A 20,255-nucleotide genomic window follows, 5' to 3' on the forward strand; every position below is an offset into this window, starting at 1 on the left:
GCAATGACCAAGGCCAAGGGCTTCAAGAAGTCCAAGACCGGTACGTATCTGTCGATCGGCACCACCGCCTTCGGCGCGATCAGCGTCATCAAGCAGGCCAAGAAGGCCCGCTTCGAGGGCGACACGCTCCGGCTGATCGACGCCGTCGTCTCCGCTGCCGCCATCGCCACCGGCGTCGCCCTGCTCGTGCGCGAGCTGAAGCGCCTGGGCGACGACGACGTCCTGCTGGGCTGAGAGGGAAAGTTTCACCGTGACCGTCACTGAACTGGTGTCGTACGAGGACGCCCTCGCTGCCTACGACCCCGTCATGGGCCTCGAGGTCCATGTCGAACTCGGCACCAAGACCAAGATGTTCTGCGGCTGCTCGACCGAGCTCGGCGCCGTGCCCAACTCGCAGACCTGCCCGACCTGTCTGGGTATGCCCGGCTCGCTCCCGGTCGTCAACGCGATCGGCATCGAGTCGGCCATCAAGATCGGCCTCGCGCTCAACTGTGAGATCGCCGAGTGGTGCCGCTTCGCCCGGAAGAACTACTTCTATCCGGACATGCCGAAGAACTTCCAGACCTCGCAGTACGACGAGCCGATCGCCTTCAACGGCTATCTGGACGTCCAGCTGGAGGACGGCGAGGTCTTCCGTGTGCAGATCGAGCGCGCCCACATGGAGGAGGACACCGGCAAGTCGACGCACGTCGGCGGCGCCACCGGCCGTATCCACGGCGCGTCCCACTCCCTGCTGGACTACAACCGCGCCGGCATCCCGTTGATCGAGATCGTCACCAAGCCGATCGAGGGCGCGGGCGAGCGTGCGCCGGAGGTCGCCAAGGCGTACGTCGCCGAGCTGCGCGAGCTCATCAAGGCGCTCGGCGTCTCCGAGGCCCGGATGGAGATGGGCCAGATGCGGTGCGACGTGAACCTGTCGCTGCGCCCGCACGGCCGGGAGAAGTTCGGCACGCGCTCCGAGACGAAGAACGTCAACTCGCTGCGCAGCGTCGAGCGTGCCGCCCGCTTCGAGATCCAGCGGCACGCCGCGGTCCTGAACAGCGGCGGCACGATCATCCAGGAGACCCGTCACTTCCACGAGGAGGACGGCTCCACAACGTCCGGCCGCGTGAAGGAAGAGGCCGAGGACTACCGGTACTTCCCGGAGCCCGACCTGGTGCCGATCGCCCCGCCCCGTGAGTGGGTCGAGGAGCTGCGGGGGACGCTGCCCGAGCTGCCGCGTGTACGCCGCAACCGGCTGCGCGAGGACTGGGGCATCTCCGAGCACGATATGCAGTCGATCCTCAACGCCGGCGCGGTCGACCTGATCGTCGCCACGATCGACGCGGGCGCGGATGCGACTGCCGCGCGCAAGTGGTGGATGGGCGAGCTGGCCCGCCGCGCCAACGAGGAAGGCGCGGACCTGACATCGCTGGCGATCACGCCGGAGCAGGTCGCCCGGGTCGCGCAGCTCGTCGCGTCCGGTGACCTCAACGACAAGCTGGCTCGCCAGGTCATCGAGGGCGTACTCGCCGGCGAGGGCGGCCCGGACGAGGTCGTCGACAAGCGCGGCCTCAAGGTCGTCTCGGACGAGGGCGCGCTCGGCGCGGCCGTCGACGAGGCGATCGCGGGCAACGCGGCGATCGCGGACAAGATCCGCGGCGGCAAGGTCGCGGCGGTCGGCGCGTTGGTCGGCGCGGTCATGAAGACCACCCGCGGCCAGGCGGACGCGGCGCGCGTCAAGGAGCTGATCCTGCAGAAGCTCGGCGTCGAGGGCTGACGGCCGGCATCCGCAGCCTGGAGGCGCGGCTCGCACCACACGGTGCGGGCCGCGTCTTGCGTGGAGGGCGGTCCGAGTGCGGCGGGAGGCGTGTCCCTGCCCACACCCGCGCCCGGCCCGTGTCCCGGCGCGAGGCCTGCCCGTGTCCCGGCGCAAGGTCTGCCCGTGTCCGGGCGCGAGGTCTGCCCGTGCCGCGACCTGCTCGTGTCCCGTCCGGGGGCGACACCGGCTTGGGCGTGCACTCCTGCCGTACGCGCGCGACGCCCATGCTCGTGTCCCGGCGCCCGTAGTTCGTGTCCCGGCGCGCGTGCCGCAGCGCCTGCCGGTGGGGCAGCGTCTGCCCGTGTCCCCGCCCGGGCTCCGCCCGTCCCGTCAGTGACGTATGCCCAAGCCCGGCAGCCACAGTTCGCCGCGGTCCTTGCAGCTGACATCCCGGGCCCGCAGCTCCTCCGGCTCCTTCGTGCCGCGTGCCCGCAGTTCAGTGATCGCCAGGCGAGCCACCGCGGCCACCTCTCCGCGCTCCGGTTCCGCGAAGTCCGCCTGCCACCAGCCGCGGTCGCGGGAGTGCCAGCCGCGCGAGCGCATCAGCCGGTCGCGCTCCGGGCTGTCCTCGCCGTCCCGGTCGTCGACCGAGACATGCAGCCCGTCCTCCAGGGCGTACGAGATCAGGAGCTGGCGGCCGCGGTCCGCTCCGCTGGTCACGCTGAAGCTCGCCCAGTCCTCGCCGACCTGTACGGCGAGCTGCTCCACCCAGGCCGCGAGCAGCAACGCCAGCGCGGTCTCGAAGTGCTCGAGGCTGGACGCCATCCGGCCGCCCGGCCGCTCGATCGGGCGCTCGCCAGGGCCGCTGCGGTCCAGCTGCCAGATGTACGGCAGGAAGTCGAAGTCGTGCGGCTCGTCCGCCGACCAGGCGCCGCCCCACTCGAAGGTCCTGCGCTCCTCGTCCTCCAAGGTGTCGGTGTCGTGGACCGAAAGCTGCGCCCGCCGGCGGTCCCCGGTGAGCACCACCAGCCTTCTGCAGTCCCGCCACCGGACGTTGGGACCCTCCGCCGAACCGCCGTAGAGCGTCGGCTCCCCGATCCGGGCCACGATCGCGTCGTACACCTCCCGGAACCCCTCCCGCCGGTCCCGCAGCGACGCGCCCGGGTCGTACGCGAGCACCTGGACGGGGGGCTGGTCGAAGTGCGGATCGGGCGCGTCATGGAGCATCAGGGCGAGCTCTGCGGCACCGCCGGGTGACAGGATCGGCTGGTTGGTCCCCGTGTATTCCATGCCGCCATCGTGCCAGCCGCTACCGACAACACTCCTGTGGTCTTGGGGACATGAGGGTTCGGGAATCGAGGCCGTGGCCGAAAGTCGCCGGGTCCGGGAGTCTCGAGCCGGTCACCGAGCCGGCCACCGAGCCGGTCACCGAGCCGGACATCGAACCTGGCACGGTACTGGATGACGCGGGCCGCCCGCCCAACACGGCAGCCTCTCTCCAGCCGCTTCCGGACCCCGGCTTGGACTCTTCGCACGGGCTCTTGGACGTTCACCGACACGATGTCCCTGGGACTTCCCCAAGTCATCCGGACTCATTACGTTCCGGGCGGTAACACCGGAATCGGGAGGATCACTTGGCCACGGACATTTCACGGCGGCGCCTGTTCGCACTCGGCGGAGGCGCCATCGGCGCGGCGGCGGCCGGTTCGCTGCTGCCGCCGTCCCTGCACGCCGCGCTGGCCGCGGAGCCCCCGTCGGGCGGTCTGCGGTCGGTCAGGCACGTGGTGATCCTCATGCAGGAGAACCGGTCGTTCGACCACTACTTCGGAACCTTGCGTGGCGTCCGCGGCTTCGGCGACCGCAACGCCATTGAGCTCCCGTCCGGAAAGCCGGTCTTCGAGCAGCCCGGCCCGCTGCGCACCGTGCTGCCCTTCCCAGTGCGCGACGCCGCCGAGGCGCAGCAGAAGGACCTCCAGTACATAGGCGCACTCGACCACTCCTGGGAGGGCGGCGCCAAGGCCTGGCACGACGGATGGATGGACGGGTGGGTCTCCGCGAAGACCGCCGCGACCATGGCGTACTACGACCGCCGTGACCTGCCCCTGCACTACGAGCTCGCGGACACCTTCACCATCTGCGACGCCTACCACTCCTCGACGCATACGTCGACGAGCCCGAACCGCAACCATCTGTGGAGCGGCTGGACCGGGAACGAGGCCGACGGCAGCCGGGCCGTGACGAACGCCGCGTACGACGAGGGCACCCACCCCGGCTACCCATGGCCCACCTACGCGGAGCGGCTCGAGAAGGCCGGCCGGTCCTGGAAGACGTACACCGAGTGGGAGAACTTCACCGACAACAACATCGAGTTCTTCACCAGCTTCAAGAAGATCGCGCGCAAGGCGCTGGCGAAGGCCGGCGACTTCACCTACATGGAGGCCTTCTACGCCAAGGTGCGCGAGACCGAGGACGCCGCCGAGCGCGCACGGCTGCTCGCCGCGCTCGAGGAGGGCGTGGCGACGCTGAGCAGGAGCGAGCGGTCGCTCTTCGAGCGGGGGCTGCGGCGGGTGGAGACCGGCGGCCTCGCCGAGCACTTCCGGGCCGATGTGGCCGCGGGCAAGCTCCCCGAGGTGTCGTACCTGGTGCCGTCCGCGATCGACTCCGAGCACCCCGGCTCCTCCTCGCCCATCGCCTCCGCCTCGCTCGTCTACAAGGTGCTGGATGCCCTCGGCTCGCACCCCGACGTGTGGCGGCACACCGTCGTCCTCATCAACTACGACGAGAACGACGGCTTTTTCGACCATGTCCCGCCGCCCGTGCCGCCCGTCGACAACAAGGACGAGCGCTGGCAGGGGCTGCCGACCGGGCTCGGTGTCCGCGTGCCGATGCTGGTTGTCTCACCCTGGTCGGTCGGCGGCTATGTCTGTTCAGAGGTCTTCGACCACACCTCGGTGATCCGGCTTCTCGAGAAGTGGGCAGGCGTCGAGGAGCCCAACATCACCCCGTGGCGGCGCGCGGTCACCGGCGATCTGACCTCCGCTTTCGACTTCCGGCGCGGCAGGCCGCAGCCCGAGGTGGAGCAGCCGGGGGCGGTACCGCCGTTCACCGGACGCTGGCGGCCCGTGCCGCCTCTGGTGCAGCACATGCCCGTACAGGAGGAGGGCACCCGGCCCGCGCGTCCCCTGCCGTACCAACCCGACGCGCATGGCAAGGTCTCGGGCGGCGCCTTCACCGTGTCACTCAGCAACAGCGGGCGCGCGAGCGCGCACTTCGCGCTCTATCCGTACGCCGGTGAGTTCCCCGTCCCGCAGCACAAGGACGTAAGGGGCACCGCGCAGTGGACCGTGCCCCTTACCAAGGACGCATACCGCTTCACGATCACCGGGCCGAACGGCTTCCGCCGTGAGTTCGCCGGCAGCGCCAGGGGCGGCGTGCAGGGCCGTTCGGAGGGTCGCGCGGAGGTCTCCTCGCACATCGACCATCACGACCGCGATCTGCATCTCACCCTGCGCAACGACGGCGCCCAGCCGGTCACCTTCACCGTCCGCCCGCTCGGCTACGTCGACGAGGCCGACCTCGGCGACTGGACCCGCACGATCACGGTCAAGGCCGGCCGCAGCCGCACCGTCGTGCACTCGGCGGCCGACGCGCACGGCTGGTACGACATCGAGGTGACCACTGACCGGGACCCCGCCTTCCGCCGCCGGCTGATGGGCCATATCGAGAACGGGCGCGCGAGCGTCTCGGGCTGAGAAAGCGCCTGTACGCCGGTGGTGCGCGGGAGTTCGGGACCTACGGCCCCGGACTTCCGCGCACCCCTGTGAGTAAGGACACGAAAGGGGCAAAGAATCATGATTGACGGTCAGAGTGTATCTTTGTAGATCATGAGTTCTTTGCGGGCTGTTCCCGGTCAAAGATCCACGAACCATCCAGGGAGCAACCGCGTTGGCAGCCATCGCCCGGTGGTGCATCACGCACCGCCTCGTTGCCGTGCTTCTCTGGCTGCTCGCCCTCGTCGGCGTAGCGACCGCGGCGGTCTTCGCAGGAGCCGCGTACTCCAACGACTACGAAGTCCCGGGTACCGAATCCGGCCGCGCCACCGCCCTCCTCGAGGAGGGCTTCCACGGCCGGGGCGGTGACAGCGACACCATCGTCTGGCACACCGACGCCGGCAGCGTCCGCTCCGTCGGCGTCGAGCAGCGCATGTCCGAGATGCTCCACGACGTCGCCAAGCTCGACGGGATCGCCTCCGTCGCCGGCCCGTACGGAACCGAGGACGTCCGGCGGATCAGCTCCGACGGGCACACGGCGTACGCCACCGTCACCTTCGACCAGCAGGCCGACGGCATTTCCAAGTCGCGGGCCGAAGCTGTCGTCGCGACAGCGAAGGCCGCACAGGCCGACGGGGTTCAGGTCGAGCTCGGCGGCAGCGCCATCGCGCTCACCGAAGCGCCGGGCGCGCATATGGCCGAGATCGTCGGCGTGGCCGTCGCCGCCGCCGTCCTCTTCCTCGCCTTCGGTTCACTCGCCGCATGCCTGCTGCCCATCGCCACCGCGCTGGTGTCGGTCGGCACGGCGTACGCGGGCATCGTGCTCCTCGGCCATGTGATGACCGTCGCCGACTTCGCACCGATGCTCGGCATGCTCATCGGGCTCGGCGTCGGCATCGACTATGCGCTGTTCATCGTCACCAGACACCGCAAGGGCCTGCGGCGCGGACTGTCGGTCGCCGAAGCGGCCCGGAACGCCGTCGCCACCACCGGACGCGCCGTCGTCTTCGCCGGCGCCACCGTCTGCATCGCCCTGCTCGGCATGCTCATCCTGCGCCTCAGCTTCCTCAACGGTGTTGCGATTGCCGCCTGTCTCACCGTCGTACTCACCGTGGCCGCGTCCGTGACTCTGCTGCCCGCGCTGCTGTCCTTCATCGGGATGCGCGCGCTGAGCCGGCGCGAACGCCGACAGCTGATCGAGCACGGTCCGCAGCCCGATCTGCCGACCGGCTTCGCCGCGCGCTGGGCCACGTTCGTGGAGCGATATCCCAAGCTGCTGGGAACGGTCGCCGCCGTGGTCATGGTGGTGCTGGCCGTGCCGACGCTCTCGCTCCACCTCGGCACCTCGGACCAGGGCAACGGCCCGTCCTCGTCCACCACCCGCCAGGCGTACGACCTGATGCGGGACGGCTTCGGGCCCGGCGTCAACGGGCCGCTCACCCTCGTTGCCCATCTCGACGGCGCGGACGACCGGCTCGCCATGGCCAAGCTGCCCAACGCCCTGCGCGGCGCCGAAGGCATCGAGTTCGTCGGCCCGGTCACGTACAACGGCAGCGCCGACACCGCGGTCCTCACCGTTGTACCGGACTCCGAACCCCAGTCGCAGTCGACCAGCGAACTGGTCGACCGACTGCGCACGGACGTCCTGCCGCCCGCCACGGACGGCACCTCGCTGGCGGTCCACGTCGGCGGCGCGACCGCGAGCTACGACGACTTCGCCCGGATCATCGTCGGCAAGCTGCCGCTCTTCGTCGGCGTCGTCATCGCGCTGGGTTGTCTCCTGCTGCTGCTCGCCTTCCGCTCCATCGGCATTCCGCTGAAGGCCGCCGCGATGAATGTGGCCGCCGTCGCCTCGTCCTTCGGGATCGTCGTCGCGATCTTCCAGTGGGGCTGGGGGAGCGAGCTGCTGGGGCTGGGCAGTGCGGGCCCGATCGAGCCCTTCCTCCCGGTGATCATGGTCTCGGTGCTCTTCGGGCTCTCCATGGACTACCAGGTCTTCCTGGTCAGCCGGATGTACGAGGAGTGGCTGGAGACCGGCGACAACCGGCGGGCGGTGCGGGTCGGCCTCGCCGAGACCAGCCGCGTGATCAACTCCGCGGCCGTGATCATGATTTCGGTCTTCCTCGCCTTCGTACTCAGTGGCGACCGGGTCATCGCGATGTTCGGTATCGCCCTCGCGGCAGCGGTCGCGCTGGACGCTTTCCTCCTGCGTACGCTCCTGGTGCCCGCGCTCATGCACATGCTGGGCGGCGCGAACTGGTGGCTGCCGCGCCGACTGGACCGGTGGCTGCCGCGGATCAGCATCGAACCGCCCGAGTGCCGGGCCCATGCGAAGATCTCTGTGCATCGCGCGAGCCAAGACGCACAGCTCGTGCCGTAACCGGCCGGAGGATGAGGAATGTTCGCGATACCGCTGGGTGACGCCGGAGCGGAACTGCGTCCCCTGGAACCGTGGCGGGCCGAGGAGTTCTTCGCCCACATGGACCGCGGACGGGACTTCATCGGCCAGTACATCGGGCTCGCCGCGCTCTGCACGGACGTCGAATCGGCGCGCGCCTTCCTCCAGTCGTACGCCGAGAAGCAGGCCGCGGACACCGGCCGGATCCATGGAATCTGGCTCGACGGGACGCTCGTCGGCGGTGTGCTGTTCCGGACCTTCGACGCCGCGTCGGGCAACTGCGAGGCCGGCTGCTGGCTGGAGCCGTCCGCCGCGGGGCGTGGTCTGGTCACGCGCGCCACCCGGGTGCTGATCGACTGGGCGGTGGAGGAGCGTGGGATGCACCGCGTCGAGTGGGTGGCGTCCGCTGCGAACACGGCCAGCGTCAATGTCGCCAAGCGGCTGGGGATGACGCGGGACGGAGTGCTGCGGGAGAGCTACCTGTACAAGGGCGTACGGCACGACATGGAGGTCTGGTCGGTGCTGGCTCCTGAGTGGCGGGCCGGTCGTTAAGGGGACTCTCAGACAGGCCACCTAGCGTGCGGCGCATGAACCCCACCGAGACCACAGAGACCAAAAAGACCACCGCCGCGACCGATGTGACCGAGGCGCCCGAGGCGACGGACAAGGCTGCCGCCGAGCCGGCCGCGGCTGCTGGGCCCGCCGAACCGGCGGCCGACGAGAACGCCGCCGCGGAGGACAGTGAGACGGACGGTGACGCCCAGGAGGCGCCTCACGCCTCCGGTATCGGAGCCGCCGCCGGGTCCGTCGTCGCGGCCGGTCTCGGCGTGGTGGCGCTCAGCGGCAGCTGGGTCGGGAAGATCGCCGCCGAGCGGCAGACGCTCATCGGACAGATCAAGACCTCGCAGGGCGGCACCCCGGCCCAGCAGATCTCCGCGGTCTACGGCGACGCCTGGCACACCACCGCTCTGGTCAACGGCATCTTCGCGCTGCTCGCGCTGATCGTCGGCATTGCCGTACTCGCGTGGCCGCAGAAGGCCGGCTGGGTACGGGCCTTCGCCGTTGCCGGAGTCGTACTCGGTGTCCTGGGGCTGATCGTCTCCGCCGGCATGTACTTCGACCTCTTCCTGGGCCTGCCCAGCGCCGGTTCTCAGTAGCCCCTGGGAGCTGAAAACCATTGGTGCCCATGGTTCGCCCACTGCTGCAATGTGCGGATGGATCACGACGCGGCGCTCACCCTGTTCGACCACCAGATGCGGCAGCGCACCCGCGCCGACGACCCCGATGACCCCGGCGCGCGCGTCGAACGGGTCGGAGACGTCGTGCGGCAGGTCGGCGCCGACGGAGACTGGAACGGCATCGTCTGGTCCGGCCTCGGCCCGGCCACGGCCGACGCAGCGATCGCCGAGCAGGTGCGGTACTTCGCCTCCCTGGGTCGCGACTTCGAGTGGAAGCTGTACGCCTACGACCGGCCCGAAGACCTCGGCGCACGGCTGCGGGCAGCCGGCTTCACACCCGAGCCCGAGGAGACGGTGATGGTCGCCGAGATCCGCGACCTGCCCACCGCCGTCGACCTCCCGGAGGGAGTCCGGCTGCAACCGGTCACCGATCCGGCCGGCGTGGATCTCATCGCCGATGTGCACGAGCAGGCGTTCGGTACGAGCAGCACCCGACTGCGCGAACAGCTCCTCGCGCAACTGGCGCAGACTCCGGACTCGGTCACCATGACCGTCGCGATGGCCGGTGACCTGCCTGTGTGCGCGGCGCGTATGGAGCTGCACCCGGGCACCGAGTTCGCCAGTCTCTGGGGCGGCGGCACCCTGGCCGCCTGGCGGGGCCGGGGCATCTACCGCGCCCTGATCGCCCACCGGGCCCTGATCGCCGCCGCGAACGGCTACCGCTTCCTGCAGGTCGACGCCTCCAGCCAGAGCCGGCCGATCCTGCAGCGGCTCGGCTTCGTACCTCTGAGCACCACCACTCCCTATCTGTACGAGCAGCCTCATATTCACGAGCAGCCTCCGGTACGGCACTGAGGCCCAGGCGCTCCATAAGGCCCGAGGTGGCGGGGCCTTAGGCCGTCGGCGTACGCATTCCGGTACGTCTAAGGCACCCACCCCCGCGAAGATGCGGCACTCTCCCGATGTGGCAGGACCCCCTGGGAGACGAGAGTTGAGGCATCGCAAGACGCCGGAAGAACTCTTCACCAGGGAGTACGAGATGTTCGAGTACGAGCTCCAGCAGTACCGCCGGGCCGACCTGATCCGCGAGGCCGACACCCAGCGGCTGGTGCGCCAGGTACGCAAGGCCCGCCGCGCCGCGAGGCGGGCCGCCAAGGACGCCGAGGGCCGGGTGAGTCCCGACAGTGCCCGCTACACGCGCGCCGCGTGATGTGACCTCGCGAGATGACTGTCGTCCCGATCAAAAAGGGTGCCACGGTGTCGGACGGCTGTGCGATGCTCGGCGACGTGGAGACCAGGTCCGTCAGCCCGGTGTTCGTCGGCCGCGCCGGCGAACTGGCCAAGCTCACCGATGCGCTCGCCCGCGCCGGCGCGGGCGAGCCGCAGGCGTTGCTCCTCGGTGGTGAGGCCGGGGTCGGCAAGACCCGCCTCGTCGAGGAACTGCTCGCCGAGGCCTGCCGCCGCGAGGCCGTCGTCGCGGTCGGCGGCTGTGTCGAGATCGGCGCGGACGGACTTCCGTTCGCGCCCTTCTCGACCGCCCTGCGCGCCCTGCACCGGCAGGTGCCGAAGGAGCTGTCCGCGGCCGCCGCGGGCCAGGAGGACGAGCTGGCGCGGCTGCTGCCGGAGCTGGGGGAGAGCACCCGCAGAGAGCCCAGCCAGCACGACGAGGAGGGCATGGCCCGCCTCTTCGAACTCACGGCGCGGTTGCTGGAGCGGATCGCCACCGACCGCACCGTCGTCCTGGTGCTCGAGGACATGCACTGGGCCGACGCCTCCACCCGGCACCTCCTCGCCTATCTCTTCCGCACACTGCACCGCGGCCGGCTCGTCGTGATCGCGACCTACCGCTCCGACGACGTCCACCGGCGCCACCCGCTACGGCCCTTCCTCGCCGAGCTCGAGCGGATGCGCACCGTCCGGCGCATCGACCTGACCCGCTTCAACCGCGGCGAGGTTCAACACCAGATGGCCGGGATCCTCGCCGTCGAGCCCGAACCGGCCATGGTGGACCGGGTCTTCGAGCGCTCGGACGGCAACGCCTTCTTTGTCGAGGAGCTCGCCTGCAGCATCGCCGACGACTGCCCCACCGGCCTGCCGGACTCCCTGCGCGACGTTCTTCTCGTACGCATCGAGGCGCTGCCCGAGGATGCGCAGCGGGCGGCACGAATCGTCGCCGAGGGCGGTTCGACGGTCGAGTACGGGCTGCTGTTCGCCGTCGCCAGGCTGTGCGAGGACGACCTCATCGAGGCGCTGCGGGCCGCGGTCGGCGCGAACATCCTGCTGGCCACGCCCGACGGGGACGGCTACCGCTTCCGGCATTCGCTCGCCCGCGAGGCCGTCAGCGACGATCTGCTGCCGGGCGAGCGTTCCCGGCTCAACCGTCGCTTTGCGGAGGCACTGGAGGCCGACCCGTCCCTGGTACGGAAAGACGAGCGCGCGATGCGGCTCGCCACGTACTGGTACCACGCGCACGATGCGGCCAAGGCTCTGCCCGCCGTGCTCAGCGCCTCGGTCGAGGCACGGCGACGGCACGCCTATTCCGAGCAACTGCGGCTGCTGGGCCGGGCGATGGAGCTGTGGGACAGCGCGCCCGACGAGGTCCGGGCCGAGCTGCGTCCCGTCGACTACGCGGAGGTCTATCCGCCGTGCGGCTGCGATCCCGCCACCACACCGCTGCGCTATCTCGACCTGATGGCGGAGGCGTCCGTCGCGGGCCGGCTCTGCGGTGAGCGCGAACGGGCGCTGAAGATCACCAAGCGGGCTCAGCGGCTGGCGGAGGCGGAGAACGACCCGCTCCGCACCGCCTGGTTCTCGGTCCAGCGCTCCCGGTTGGTCTCGTCCCTGGGCCGCGGTGACGGCTGGGCGGAACTGGAGACCGCGCAACAGCTTGTCCGCGGACTGCCGCCGTCCGCCGTCCACGCGGAGGTGCTCGCGGAAGCTGCAAGCTGGGGCATGGTGCACGATCCAGGCCCCGGCAGCCTGGCGACGGCCGAGCGCGCCGTTGAGTACGCCCGCATGGTCGGCGAGGAGGACATCGAACTCCGCGCCCGTCTCACACTCGGCAGCCTCATGGTCGACGCGGGTAACGTCGACGGCGGGCTCACGGAGATGTACGCGGTCAAGGAACGGGCCGTCGCCCTCGATCTGCCCTCGCACGTGGGCCGCACTCATGTGAATCTCCCCGCCGTACTGGAAGGCGTCGGCCGCTCCGCCGAGGCGGTGGGCATCCTCGCCGAGGGCATCGAACTCTCCCGCACCTACGGCCTGTTGGACACCGAGGCGTGGATCTCCGGGAACCTGGCCGAGTCGTACGAATCGCTCGGCCGCTGGGACGAGGCGGCCGAGGCCGCGGAACGGGCGCTGCGCATCGCGCTGAGCCCCAGGCCGCGCGGATACGGCGCCGCCCGCTGCGCCGTCCTGGCACTCGCCCGGGGCGATGTGGCCACCGCGACCGAACAACTGGAGGCTTCACGCGCCCACTTCGGGCCTCATGACCCGAGGCCACAGTGCTTCCTGCCCCTGGGCACGGTCGCGCTCAGCATCGCCGCCGCGCAGAGCCGGGTGCTGGACGCCCGGGCGGAGTTCGAGCACGCGGCGACGGCCGGCTTCCCGCCGGGCACCCAGCGATACGCCTGGCCGCTGCTGCGCGCCGCGGCCACGCTGGAGGCCGATACACGCGGCCTGCCGGCCGCGGAACCGGGCCGTGCCGAGGTGCTGGAGCGGATCCGCAAGGCGGCCCGCGGCCTGGTCACCGCAGTGCCGGTATGGGTGGCGCACGAGCGGTGGGTCCGTGCGGAACTGCTGCGCGCCGCCGGCGAGGACACGGCGCTGGACTGGGCGGAAGCCGGCGCGGCCTTCGAACCGCTGGACCGCCCGTACGACCTGGCGAGGGTCCGCCACCGCTGGGCGGAGGCCCTGCTGCAGTCGGACCGGGCGCAGGCAGCCGAACTGCTGCGCCTGGCCCATGCCACCGCCCGGCAGTTGGGCGCGCGCCCCCTGGCCGAGGACATCGCGCTGCTCGCCCAGCGTGCCCGCATCCAGCTGACCGACGATCCGGCGCCTTCGGACGCCGCGGCGGCCGGACCCGCGCTGGGACTGACACGTCGCGAAGAGGACGTACTGCGCCTGGTGGCGGCGGGCCGCAGCAACCGTCAGATCGCCGAGGAGCTGTACATCTCCCCGAAGACGGCGAGTGTCCACGTCTCCAACATCCTGGCCAAGCTCGGCGTCTCGGGCCGCGGTGAGGCGGCGGCGATGGCTCACCGCCTGCGCCTCTTCCCGATCCCGGTGGAGGAATGGCAGGAGACCTCGGCCTGACCGCCGCTCTCAGGCGCCGCCCGGCGGCTGCTCCTCCGGCCGGCGGACGGTCACCTTCCCCGATGCCAGGTCTATCGGACCGCGGCTCGGGTCGTTGTCGCCCACGTCGGTCCTGGTCAGTGCGAGCCGGTTGTGTTCCTCGTCGGTGTGCTTGCGGCCCGGCGCGAAGAACTCCTCGAAGACGTTGAACACAAGCTGTTCACCCCTTCACTTCACCTCCAGCTGGAGGATCTTGTCGTCCCCCGGCTCGGGTGTGCCCCGGGTGTCCGTCTCGCTGGTGACGAGCCAGACCTTGTCGCCGCCCGCCGACAGAACCGTGCGCAGGCGGCCGTACTTCCCTATGAGGAACGACTGGGGCGCGGCCGAGGGTTCCGCGCCCGCCAAGGGAATCCGCCAGAGCCGCTCGCCCTTCAGCGACGCCATCCAGATCGATCCTTCGGCGTAGGCGATACCGCTCGGCGAGGCGTCCGCCGTCTTCCACTGGGCCACCGGGTCGACGAACCCGGGCTTGCCGGCCTTGCCCTCCGCGTCGGGCCAGCCGTAGTTCTTGCCGGGCTCGATCAGATTCAGCTCGTCCCAGGTGTTCTGACCGAACTCCGCCGCCCACAGCCGCTTGTCGGCGTCCCAGGCAAGGCCCTGCACATTGCGGTGACCGTAGGAGTAGACGACGGAGTCGGCCTCCGGATTGCCGTGCACCGGCTGGCCGTCCGGCGTCATCCGCAGGATCTTGCCGCCCAGCGACTTCTTGTCCTGTGCGAGCCCGGTGTCACCCGTCTCGCCCGTGCCCGCGTAGAGCATCTTGTCGGGGCCGAAAGCGATCCGCCCGCCGTTGTGCACGACGCCCTTGGGGATGCCTCGCAACACCGTGTCCGGCGCGCCCAGTTGCTGCCCGGCCGGCTTCTTCTCGTCGTACAGCATGCGGGCGATGCGGTTGTCCGACTCGGTGGTGAAGTACGCGTACACCTGATGGTCCGAGGCGAACGACGGCGAGAGGGCCAGGCCCATCAGACCGCCCTCGCCTCCTGGCGCGACCCCTGGCACCGAGCCGATCACGGTCTTCTTGCCGCTCTCCACGTCGACCCGGCTGATGGTCCCCTCGTCGCGCGACGCGACCAGCAGATCGCCGTCCGGCAGGGCGGCTACACCCCATGGCGACTTCAGCCCGTCGGTCAGCGTGGACACCACCTTCACCGAGCCCTTCGCGGGCGGCCCCGTGGGACTTGGTGAGCCGCTCGAGGCGGAGGGCGCCCCGGTGGCGGACGTCGACCCCGTCCGGCCGGCGGGCGTCTTGTCCTCACCGGACGAGCACCCGGCCGCGAGGAGAAGCACGGCAGCGGCCAGTAAGGCCGTCACAGCAGGACGTTGCACAGTTCTGATCCTTTCGACGGCTGCTCGAGCTGTCTGGTCGACGGCTGTCCGAGCTGTCTGTCTGGCCGACTGCCTGACTACTGTTCTTACACCGCAGCGGCCGTTCAGGTTCCCGATCTTCCGAGAAGAAATTCCGCGAAGAAGTCCCGAGAACGAATTGCGGCAAGATCTTCCGAGGAAACGCAGGTGCGCGCACTCACTCCCAGGAACCCCGCCCCGGCGGCAGCCCCGCAATCTCCGCCAGGTCGTACGCCGTCAGCTCCAGCTCCGCCGCGGCCGCGTTCTCCACTGCCCACTCCGCGCGCTTCGCCCCCGGTACCGCCACCACACTCCGCCCCCGTCCCAGCACCCACGCCAGCGCCACCTGCGCCGGAGTCGTCCCCGGACCGTGCCGCTCCGCGATCCGCCGCAGCCCCGCCACCACCGGCTGGTTCGCCGCCATCATCTCCGCCGTGAACCGCGGATGCCGCGCCCGCACATCATCCGGCTCGAAGCCCTGCCCCGGCGTCAGCGTCCCCGTCAGGAACCCGTTCCCCAGCGGCATCGCCGCCAGGAACCCCACCCCGCGCGCCTCGCACCACGGCAGCAGCCGCTCCAGCGCCTCCGGCGACCACACCGACAGCTCGGCCTGCACGGCACTCACCGGGAACACCTGCTGCACCCGTTCCAGCTGCCGGATCGTTCCCTCGTGCAGATGCGCTCCGGAGCGGCGCGAAGCCCGTGCCCCCACCGCGCACATCCCCAGCGCCCGCACCTTCCCGGAGCTCACCAGCTCAGCCATGGCGCCCCAGGTCTCCTCGACCGGTACTTCCGGATCCGCCCGGTGCAGCTGATAGAGGTCGATCACATCGGTCTGCAGCCGGCGCAGCGAGGCGTCGCAGGCCCGCTTCACATACCCGGGCCGTCCATTGGCGACCACATGCTGTTCGCCGACGAGCAGCCCGACCTTCGTCGAAACGAACGCCTCCGCGCGCCGCTCCTTCAGCACCCTGCCGAGCAGCAGCTCATTGGTGAAGGGCCCGTACATGTCGGCCGTGTCCAGCAGGCTCGAGCCGGCGTCGAGCGCGGCGTGCACCGTTCGCAGCGACCGGTCCCCGCGCTGCTGAGAGCCGCTGTATGCCCAGCTCATCGGCATACAGCCGAGCCCGATCGCACCCGTTACGAGGGCCGCCGCACCGATTGTCCTGCGCTCCAACTGCCCGTACCCCTCCCTTGGCCGCTGACCAAACTAACCAATGCGGACCGCGGCACTTCGCATAGCCTCCTGACCATGACTGCAGACGTGTGGCTCCCGATTCCGGCCGACGAGATCGAAGGACTGCCCGCTCCCTCGGAATCCGGCCTCAACTACCTTCATTGGGACGGTGGCCCGGACTTTCCCGCCGATCCCGCCGCCTGTGTCTTCTACGCCGTCCCGTACATGAAGGGCACCGTGGTCGCGGTCCGTCCGCTGGCCGCGATGACGTCCGTACGCGTCGTCCAGACCCTCTCCGCCGGGATCGATCATGTGGAGCCCGGACTCGGCTCGCTGCCCGCCGGCGTACGCCTGTGCAATGCCAAGGGCGTCCACGAGGCCTCCACCGCCGAGCTCACCCTCGCCCTGATCCTGGCCTCCCTGCGCGGCATTCCCGGATTCGTACGCGGCCAGGACAAGGAAGAATGGCGATCCGGTTTCTATCCGGCGCTCGCCGACAAGTCGGTACTCATCGTCGGGTACGGATCGATCGGTGCCGCCATCGAGGACCGGCTCGCACCCTTCGAATGCGCGCGGGTGGCGCGCGTCGCGCGCTCTGCCCGCGCCACGGAGCGCGGCGAAGTGCGCGCACTCACCGAGCTGCCCACCCTGCTCCCCGAGGCGGACGTCGTGATCCTCTCCACTCCGCTCACCGAGCAGACCCGAGGCCTGGTGAATGCCGGTTTCCTGGCCCGGATGAAGGACGGATCGCTGCTGGTGAACGTCGCCCGCGGCCCGGTGGTCGACACCAAGGCGCTGCTCGCCGAAGTCGAGAGCGGACGCATCACCGCAGCTCTCGACGTCACCGACCCGGAGCCGCTGCCCGCCGGCCACCCGCTCTGGCACGCCCCCGGTGTCCTCATCAGCCCCCATGTGGGCGGCTCCACCTCGGCGTTCATGCCGCGCGCCAAGCGGCTGCTCGCCGCTCAACTCACCCGGTTCGCCGCCGGGGAGCCGGTGCACAACGTGGTGTTCACGACCCGCTAGTGAACCCCTCGCCCGCGCGCAGCGTGCACTCTATGAAGTCACTCGGATGCGTCGCGTGCCGATACTCCTCCTGATCGTCACGGAGAGTAGAGGGGCTATGTCCCTGAGTGACGAGACTGGTGTATCGTCCCGACCGGGGGACTGCACCGGGCAAGGGGCGGTGCTGCAACGCGACCTGACTGTCGATCAGACTTCGAGGGGGGCGACGGGCGATGTACGGCCACTGGGCGAACCATCCGACGCGGCGGGGCCGCCGCCGACCACCCTCGCACGCTGCGAAGCGCAGACCCGATCCGATGACGGTCACGCCGAACGCGGCGCCCCGTAGGACGACGACTCCCCGCACGACTCCCCGTACGGCGCCCCGCAGGACGGCGACGCCCCGCGGAGCGGCCCGGTGAGCGCCCTGGGGGCGCTCATGGCCCGGCAGTCGGTCGCGGACGGCGGAGACACTGCGAGGCTGCTCTCCAAGCTTGTCCTGGCAGCCATCTGCGCCGGCTACGGCGTCGGTGCCGCCTTCGGCTGGGGCTCGCGCGAACTTGCCCTGATCATGGGCGATTTCGGCCTGAGCGCCGCCGCCATGATCGCAGCCGTCTCCTGCTTCCTCTACGCCCGCGCGAGGCACAGCCGTTTCAGGCCCGCGTGGCTGCTGTTCGCGCTCTCCTCCGCCATGGCCGCCGGTGGCAACGCGATCTGGGGGTGGTACGAGGTCGTGCTGGGCCGCGAGGTGCCGAGCCCCTGCAGCGCCGATCTGTTCTTCCTCTGCTTCGCGCCGCCTGCCATCGTCGGCCTGCTCGTCCTCGCCAAGCGTCCGGTCACCAGGGCCGGCTGGGTCTGTCTCGCGCTGGACGCCTGGCTGATCGGCGGCTCGCTGCTGACTCTCTCCTGGAGCCTCGCGCTCGCGCACACCGCGCACGTCCAGGGCGAGAGCGTGGCCCCGGCAGCGCTCGCCCTCGCGTATCCGCTGCTGGACATCGTTCTGGTCAGCATGGTTCTCGCGCTGCACTTCCGGCGCTCTGCCACCAACCGCTCCGCGATCAACACCGCCATCGCCGCCCTCGCGCTGACCGTCCTGTGCGACGCCCTGTTCACCTCACCGCTGCTGCGGGAGAGCTACCGCTCGGGCCAGCTCCTCGACGCCGGCTGGTTCTCGGGTTCGCTGTTGCTCGCGTACGCCCCCTGGGGGGCGCGCCGCACGGTCGAGACCGCGCGGCCCCAGCGTGGGGCGCGCCATCCGAGCCGCCCCGTCGCGGGCTCGCTCGCCGCCCTCACGCCGTATCTCGCCGCCGCCGTCTGCACCCTCGGCATCCTCTACAACGTCATCGAGGGCCGCCGTGTCGACCGGGTCGTCGTCCTCACCGGCTGCACCGTCGTGCTCGCCCTGGTCGTCCGGCAGGGCATCATGCTCCTCGACAACATCGCCCTCACCCATGAACTGGCGCAGAAGGAGAACCACTTCCGCTCGCTGGTGCAGGGCTCGAGCGACGTCATCATGATCGCTGCCCCGACCGGGATATTGCGCTATGTCAGCCCCGCCGCCTCCGGCGTCTACGGCCGCGAGGCCGAAGATCTCATCGGCTCCGAGCTCGCATCGCTCATCCACCCCGAAGATCTCGGCCGTGTGGTCCTCGAGGTGCGCCGGTTTCTGGCCGCGGCGCCGGCCGAGGAGCCCACCACCCGGATCGAGTGCCGCTTCAAGTCGGGCACCGGCGACTGGCTCAATGTGGAGTCCACGGTCAACCGCCACCAGGGCGGCCTGATCTTCAACAGCCGCGATGTCACCGAACGGGTCCGCCTCCAGGCGCAGTTGCAGCACAACGCCGAGCACGACCCGCTCACCGACCTGCCCAACCGCGCCCTGTTCACCGAGCGGGTCCGCCAGGCCCTGACCGGCCGCCGCGCCGGCGACCAGGGCACGGCCGTGCTCTTCATCGACCTCGACGGCTTCAAGGGAGTCAATGACCGCCTCGGCCACCAGGCAGGCGACGAGCTGCTGATCCAGGCGGCCCGCCGCCTCCAGGACTCGGTACGGGCCGGGGACACCGCGGCCCGCCTCGGTGGCGACGAGTTCGCCGCCCTCATCGTCGGCGACGGCACCCGCGACCGGTCAGCCCGCGAGTTCCAGGTCCGTGAGATCGCCGACCGGCTGCGGCTCACCCTCTCCCAGCCGTACCTCCTCGACGGCAACGACGTACGCGTGGCCGCTTCCATCGGGGTGGCCTTCGCCGAGCCCGCCATCACCCCCACCGACCTGATGCGCAACGCCGACCTCGCCATGTACCGCGCCAAGGCCGCCGGCAAGGACCGCGTCGAGTTGTACGCACCACAGATGCAGGCCGAGGTGGTGCGCCGTACGGAACTGGACGCCCGGCTCCGCAGCGCCCTGCACGAAGGTGAATTCGCGCTGCTCCACCAGCCCGTGGTGAGCCTCGCCACCGGCCGGATCGACGCCGTCGCCGCGCAGGCCCGCTGGCGCTCCGCCCAGGGCATCCTCTTCACTCCCGCCGAATTCCTCCGGGTCGCCGACGACACGGACCGCACCGCCGAGATCGGCCGCTGGCTGCTCGAGGAGGCCGTGGCACAGGCCGCGGAGCGCGGCAACCTCGGCCACCGGGTGCCTGTATCGGTCCGTATGTCGGCCCGCCGCCTGCTGGACAAGTCCCTGCCGCTCGGCTCCATCGAGGCCCTCCTCATCCGGCACGGGCTGCCCTCGGGCGCGCTGGTCATCGAGCTCGCCGACAGCGATCCGCGGATCTCCTTCGATGATCTGGAGCTGCGGCTCGTCTCGCTGCGCAGACTCGGCGTGCGGTTCGCGCTGGACGGCTTCGGCAGCGGTTACGCCGCCATCAACGCACTGCGCCGCCTCCCCGTGGACGTACTGAAACTGGACAGGGGTCTGGTGGAGGGCGTCGTCGAGTCCGCCCGGCTGCACAAGATCACCGCCGGGCTGCTGCGGATCGCCTGCGACCTCGGGATGCAGTCCGTGGCCGACGGTGTCGACGTGCCGGAGCAGGTGCTGGCACTGCGCGCCATGGGTTGTACGCACGGCCAGGGCATGGCTTTCTCCGGGCCGCTGGACGAGTACCGGCTGCGCCGCGCGCTGGTGCGAGACGAGTTCCCGGTGCCCGGCGGGATTGCTCTGCCGGCCCTCACGGGGGGCGCGTTCCCTGCCCGCAATGGCTCAAATAATGAGACGCGTGTCCCACCCACTTGACAGTGATAGCACGCCGGGGGGAGGGTCATTGCCATGCGCACCCGAATT

The 20,255-nt window shown here is 70.4% G+C and carries 15 protein-coding genes; 11 read left to right on the plus strand and 4 right to left on the minus strand.

What is annotated here, in order from left to right; genetic code table 11:
• Window positions 1–3 precede the first annotated feature (3 nt).
• Complete coding sequence (locus AB0D12_RS12730) at window positions 4–234, plus strand: hypothetical protein (RefSeq protein ID WP_327328505.1); 231 nt, start codon at window positions 4–6, stop codon at window positions 232–234.
• Between the two features lie 16 nt (window positions 235–250).
• The gene (gene gatB / locus AB0D12_RS12735; RefSeq protein ID WP_362680406.1) at window positions 251–1,759 is read left to right on the plus strand and encodes an Asp-tRNA(Asn)/Glu-tRNA(Gln) amidotransferase subunit GatB; all 1,509 of its coding nucleotides are present in this window, start codon (window positions 251–253) and stop codon (window positions 1,757–1,759) included.
• A gap of 372 nt (window positions 1,760–2,131) precedes the next feature.
• Here the strand turns inward: gatB and AB0D12_RS12740 are convergent, their stop codons facing one another.
• Window positions 2,132–3,031 carry a hypothetical protein gene (locus AB0D12_RS12740; RefSeq protein WP_362680409.1) on the minus strand — a complete coding sequence of 300 codons (900 nt, stop codon included), beginning with the start codon at window positions 3,029–3,031 and terminating at the stop codon, window positions 2,132–2,134.
• Window positions 3,032–3,375: 344 nt separating this feature from the next.
• On the opposite strand from AB0D12_RS12740, the gene AB0D12_RS12745 reads away from it, so the two are divergent.
• From AB0D12_RS12745 to AB0D12_RS12775, 7 genes are all read left to right on the plus strand, one after another.
• A complete protein-coding gene (locus tag AB0D12_RS12745) occupies window positions 3,376–5,493 on the plus strand; it encodes a phosphocholine-specific phospholipase C (RefSeq protein ID WP_362680412.1) in 2,118 nt (705 codons plus the stop codon).
• Window positions 5,494–5,686: 193 nt separating this feature from the next.
• The gene (locus AB0D12_RS12750; RefSeq protein WP_362680414.1) at window positions 5,687–7,891 is read left to right on the plus strand and encodes an MMPL family transporter; all 2,205 of its coding nucleotides are present in this window, start codon (window positions 5,687–5,689) and stop codon (window positions 7,889–7,891) included.
• An 18-nt stretch (window positions 7,892–7,909) separates the two neighbouring features.
• Window positions 7,910–8,461: a GNAT family protein gene (locus AB0D12_RS12755; protein WP_362680416.1), complete on the plus strand. Its 552-nt coding sequence runs from the start codon at window positions 7,910–7,912 to the stop codon at window positions 8,459–8,461.
• A gap of 35 nt (window positions 8,462–8,496) precedes the next feature.
• Window positions 8,497–9,066 carry a hypothetical protein gene (locus tag AB0D12_RS12760; RefSeq protein ID WP_362680419.1) on the plus strand — a complete coding sequence of 190 codons (570 nt, stop codon included), beginning with the start codon at window positions 8,497–8,499 and terminating at the stop codon, window positions 9,064–9,066.
• Between the two features lie 57 nt (window positions 9,067–9,123).
• The gene (locus AB0D12_RS12765) at window positions 9,124–9,942 is read left to right on the plus strand and encodes a GNAT family N-acetyltransferase (protein WP_362680422.1); all 819 of its coding nucleotides are present in this window, start codon (window positions 9,124–9,126) and stop codon (window positions 9,940–9,942) included.
• Window positions 9,943–10,078: 136 nt separating this feature from the next.
• Window positions 10,079–10,297, plus strand: coding sequence for a hypothetical protein (locus tag AB0D12_RS12770; RefSeq protein WP_362680425.1), 219 nt, complete (start codon window positions 10,079–10,081; stop codon window positions 10,295–10,297).
• A 65-nt stretch (window positions 10,298–10,362) separates the two neighbouring features.
• On the plus strand, window positions 10,363–13,404 hold the full coding sequence (locus tag AB0D12_RS12775) for an AAA family ATPase (protein ID WP_362680585.1): 3,042 nt from the start codon (window positions 10,363–10,365) through the stop codon (window positions 13,402–13,404).
• Between the two features lie 9 nt (window positions 13,405–13,413).
• On the opposite strand, the gene AB0D12_RS12780 is transcribed toward AB0D12_RS12775, so the two are convergent.
• The 3 genes from AB0D12_RS12780 to AB0D12_RS12790 all read right to left on the minus strand — a co-directional run bounded on the left by AB0D12_RS12780 (window position 13,414) and on the right by AB0D12_RS12790 (window position 15,967).
• Window positions 13,414–13,596, minus strand: a complete 183-nt coding sequence (locus AB0D12_RS12780) for a DUF6191 domain-containing protein (protein WP_362680428.1) — start codon at window positions 13,594–13,596, stop codon at window positions 13,414–13,416.
• Between the two features lie 15 nt (window positions 13,597–13,611).
• Window positions 13,612–14,757: a PQQ-dependent sugar dehydrogenase gene (locus AB0D12_RS12785; RefSeq protein ID WP_362680431.1), complete on the minus strand. Its 1,146-nt coding sequence runs from the start codon at window positions 14,755–14,757 to the stop codon at window positions 13,612–13,614.
• A gap of 211 nt (window positions 14,758–14,968) precedes the next feature.
• Entirely contained in the window at window positions 14,969–15,967 is a 999-nt protein-coding gene (locus tag AB0D12_RS12790) for an aldo/keto reductase (protein ID WP_362680434.1), read from the minus strand.
• Between the two features lie 75 nt (window positions 15,968–16,042).
• Here AB0D12_RS12790 and AB0D12_RS12795 point away from each other — a divergent pair, with 75 nt between their 5' ends.
• Complete coding sequence (locus AB0D12_RS12795; protein ID WP_362680437.1) at window positions 16,043–16,993, plus strand: 2-hydroxyacid dehydrogenase; 951 nt, start codon at window positions 16,043–16,045, stop codon at window positions 16,991–16,993.
• Between the two features lie 397 nt (window positions 16,994–17,390).
• Window positions 17,391–20,207: an EAL domain-containing protein gene (locus AB0D12_RS12800; protein WP_362680440.1), complete on the plus strand. Its 2,817-nt coding sequence runs from the start codon at window positions 17,391–17,393 to the stop codon at window positions 20,205–20,207.
• The last annotated feature ends 48 nt before the right edge of the window (window positions 20,208–20,255 follow it).

This window comes from Streptomyces sp. NPDC048479, from assembly GCF_040651435.1.
Classification (GTDB): Bacteria; Actinomycetota; Actinomycetes; order Streptomycetales; family Streptomycetaceae; genus Streptomyces.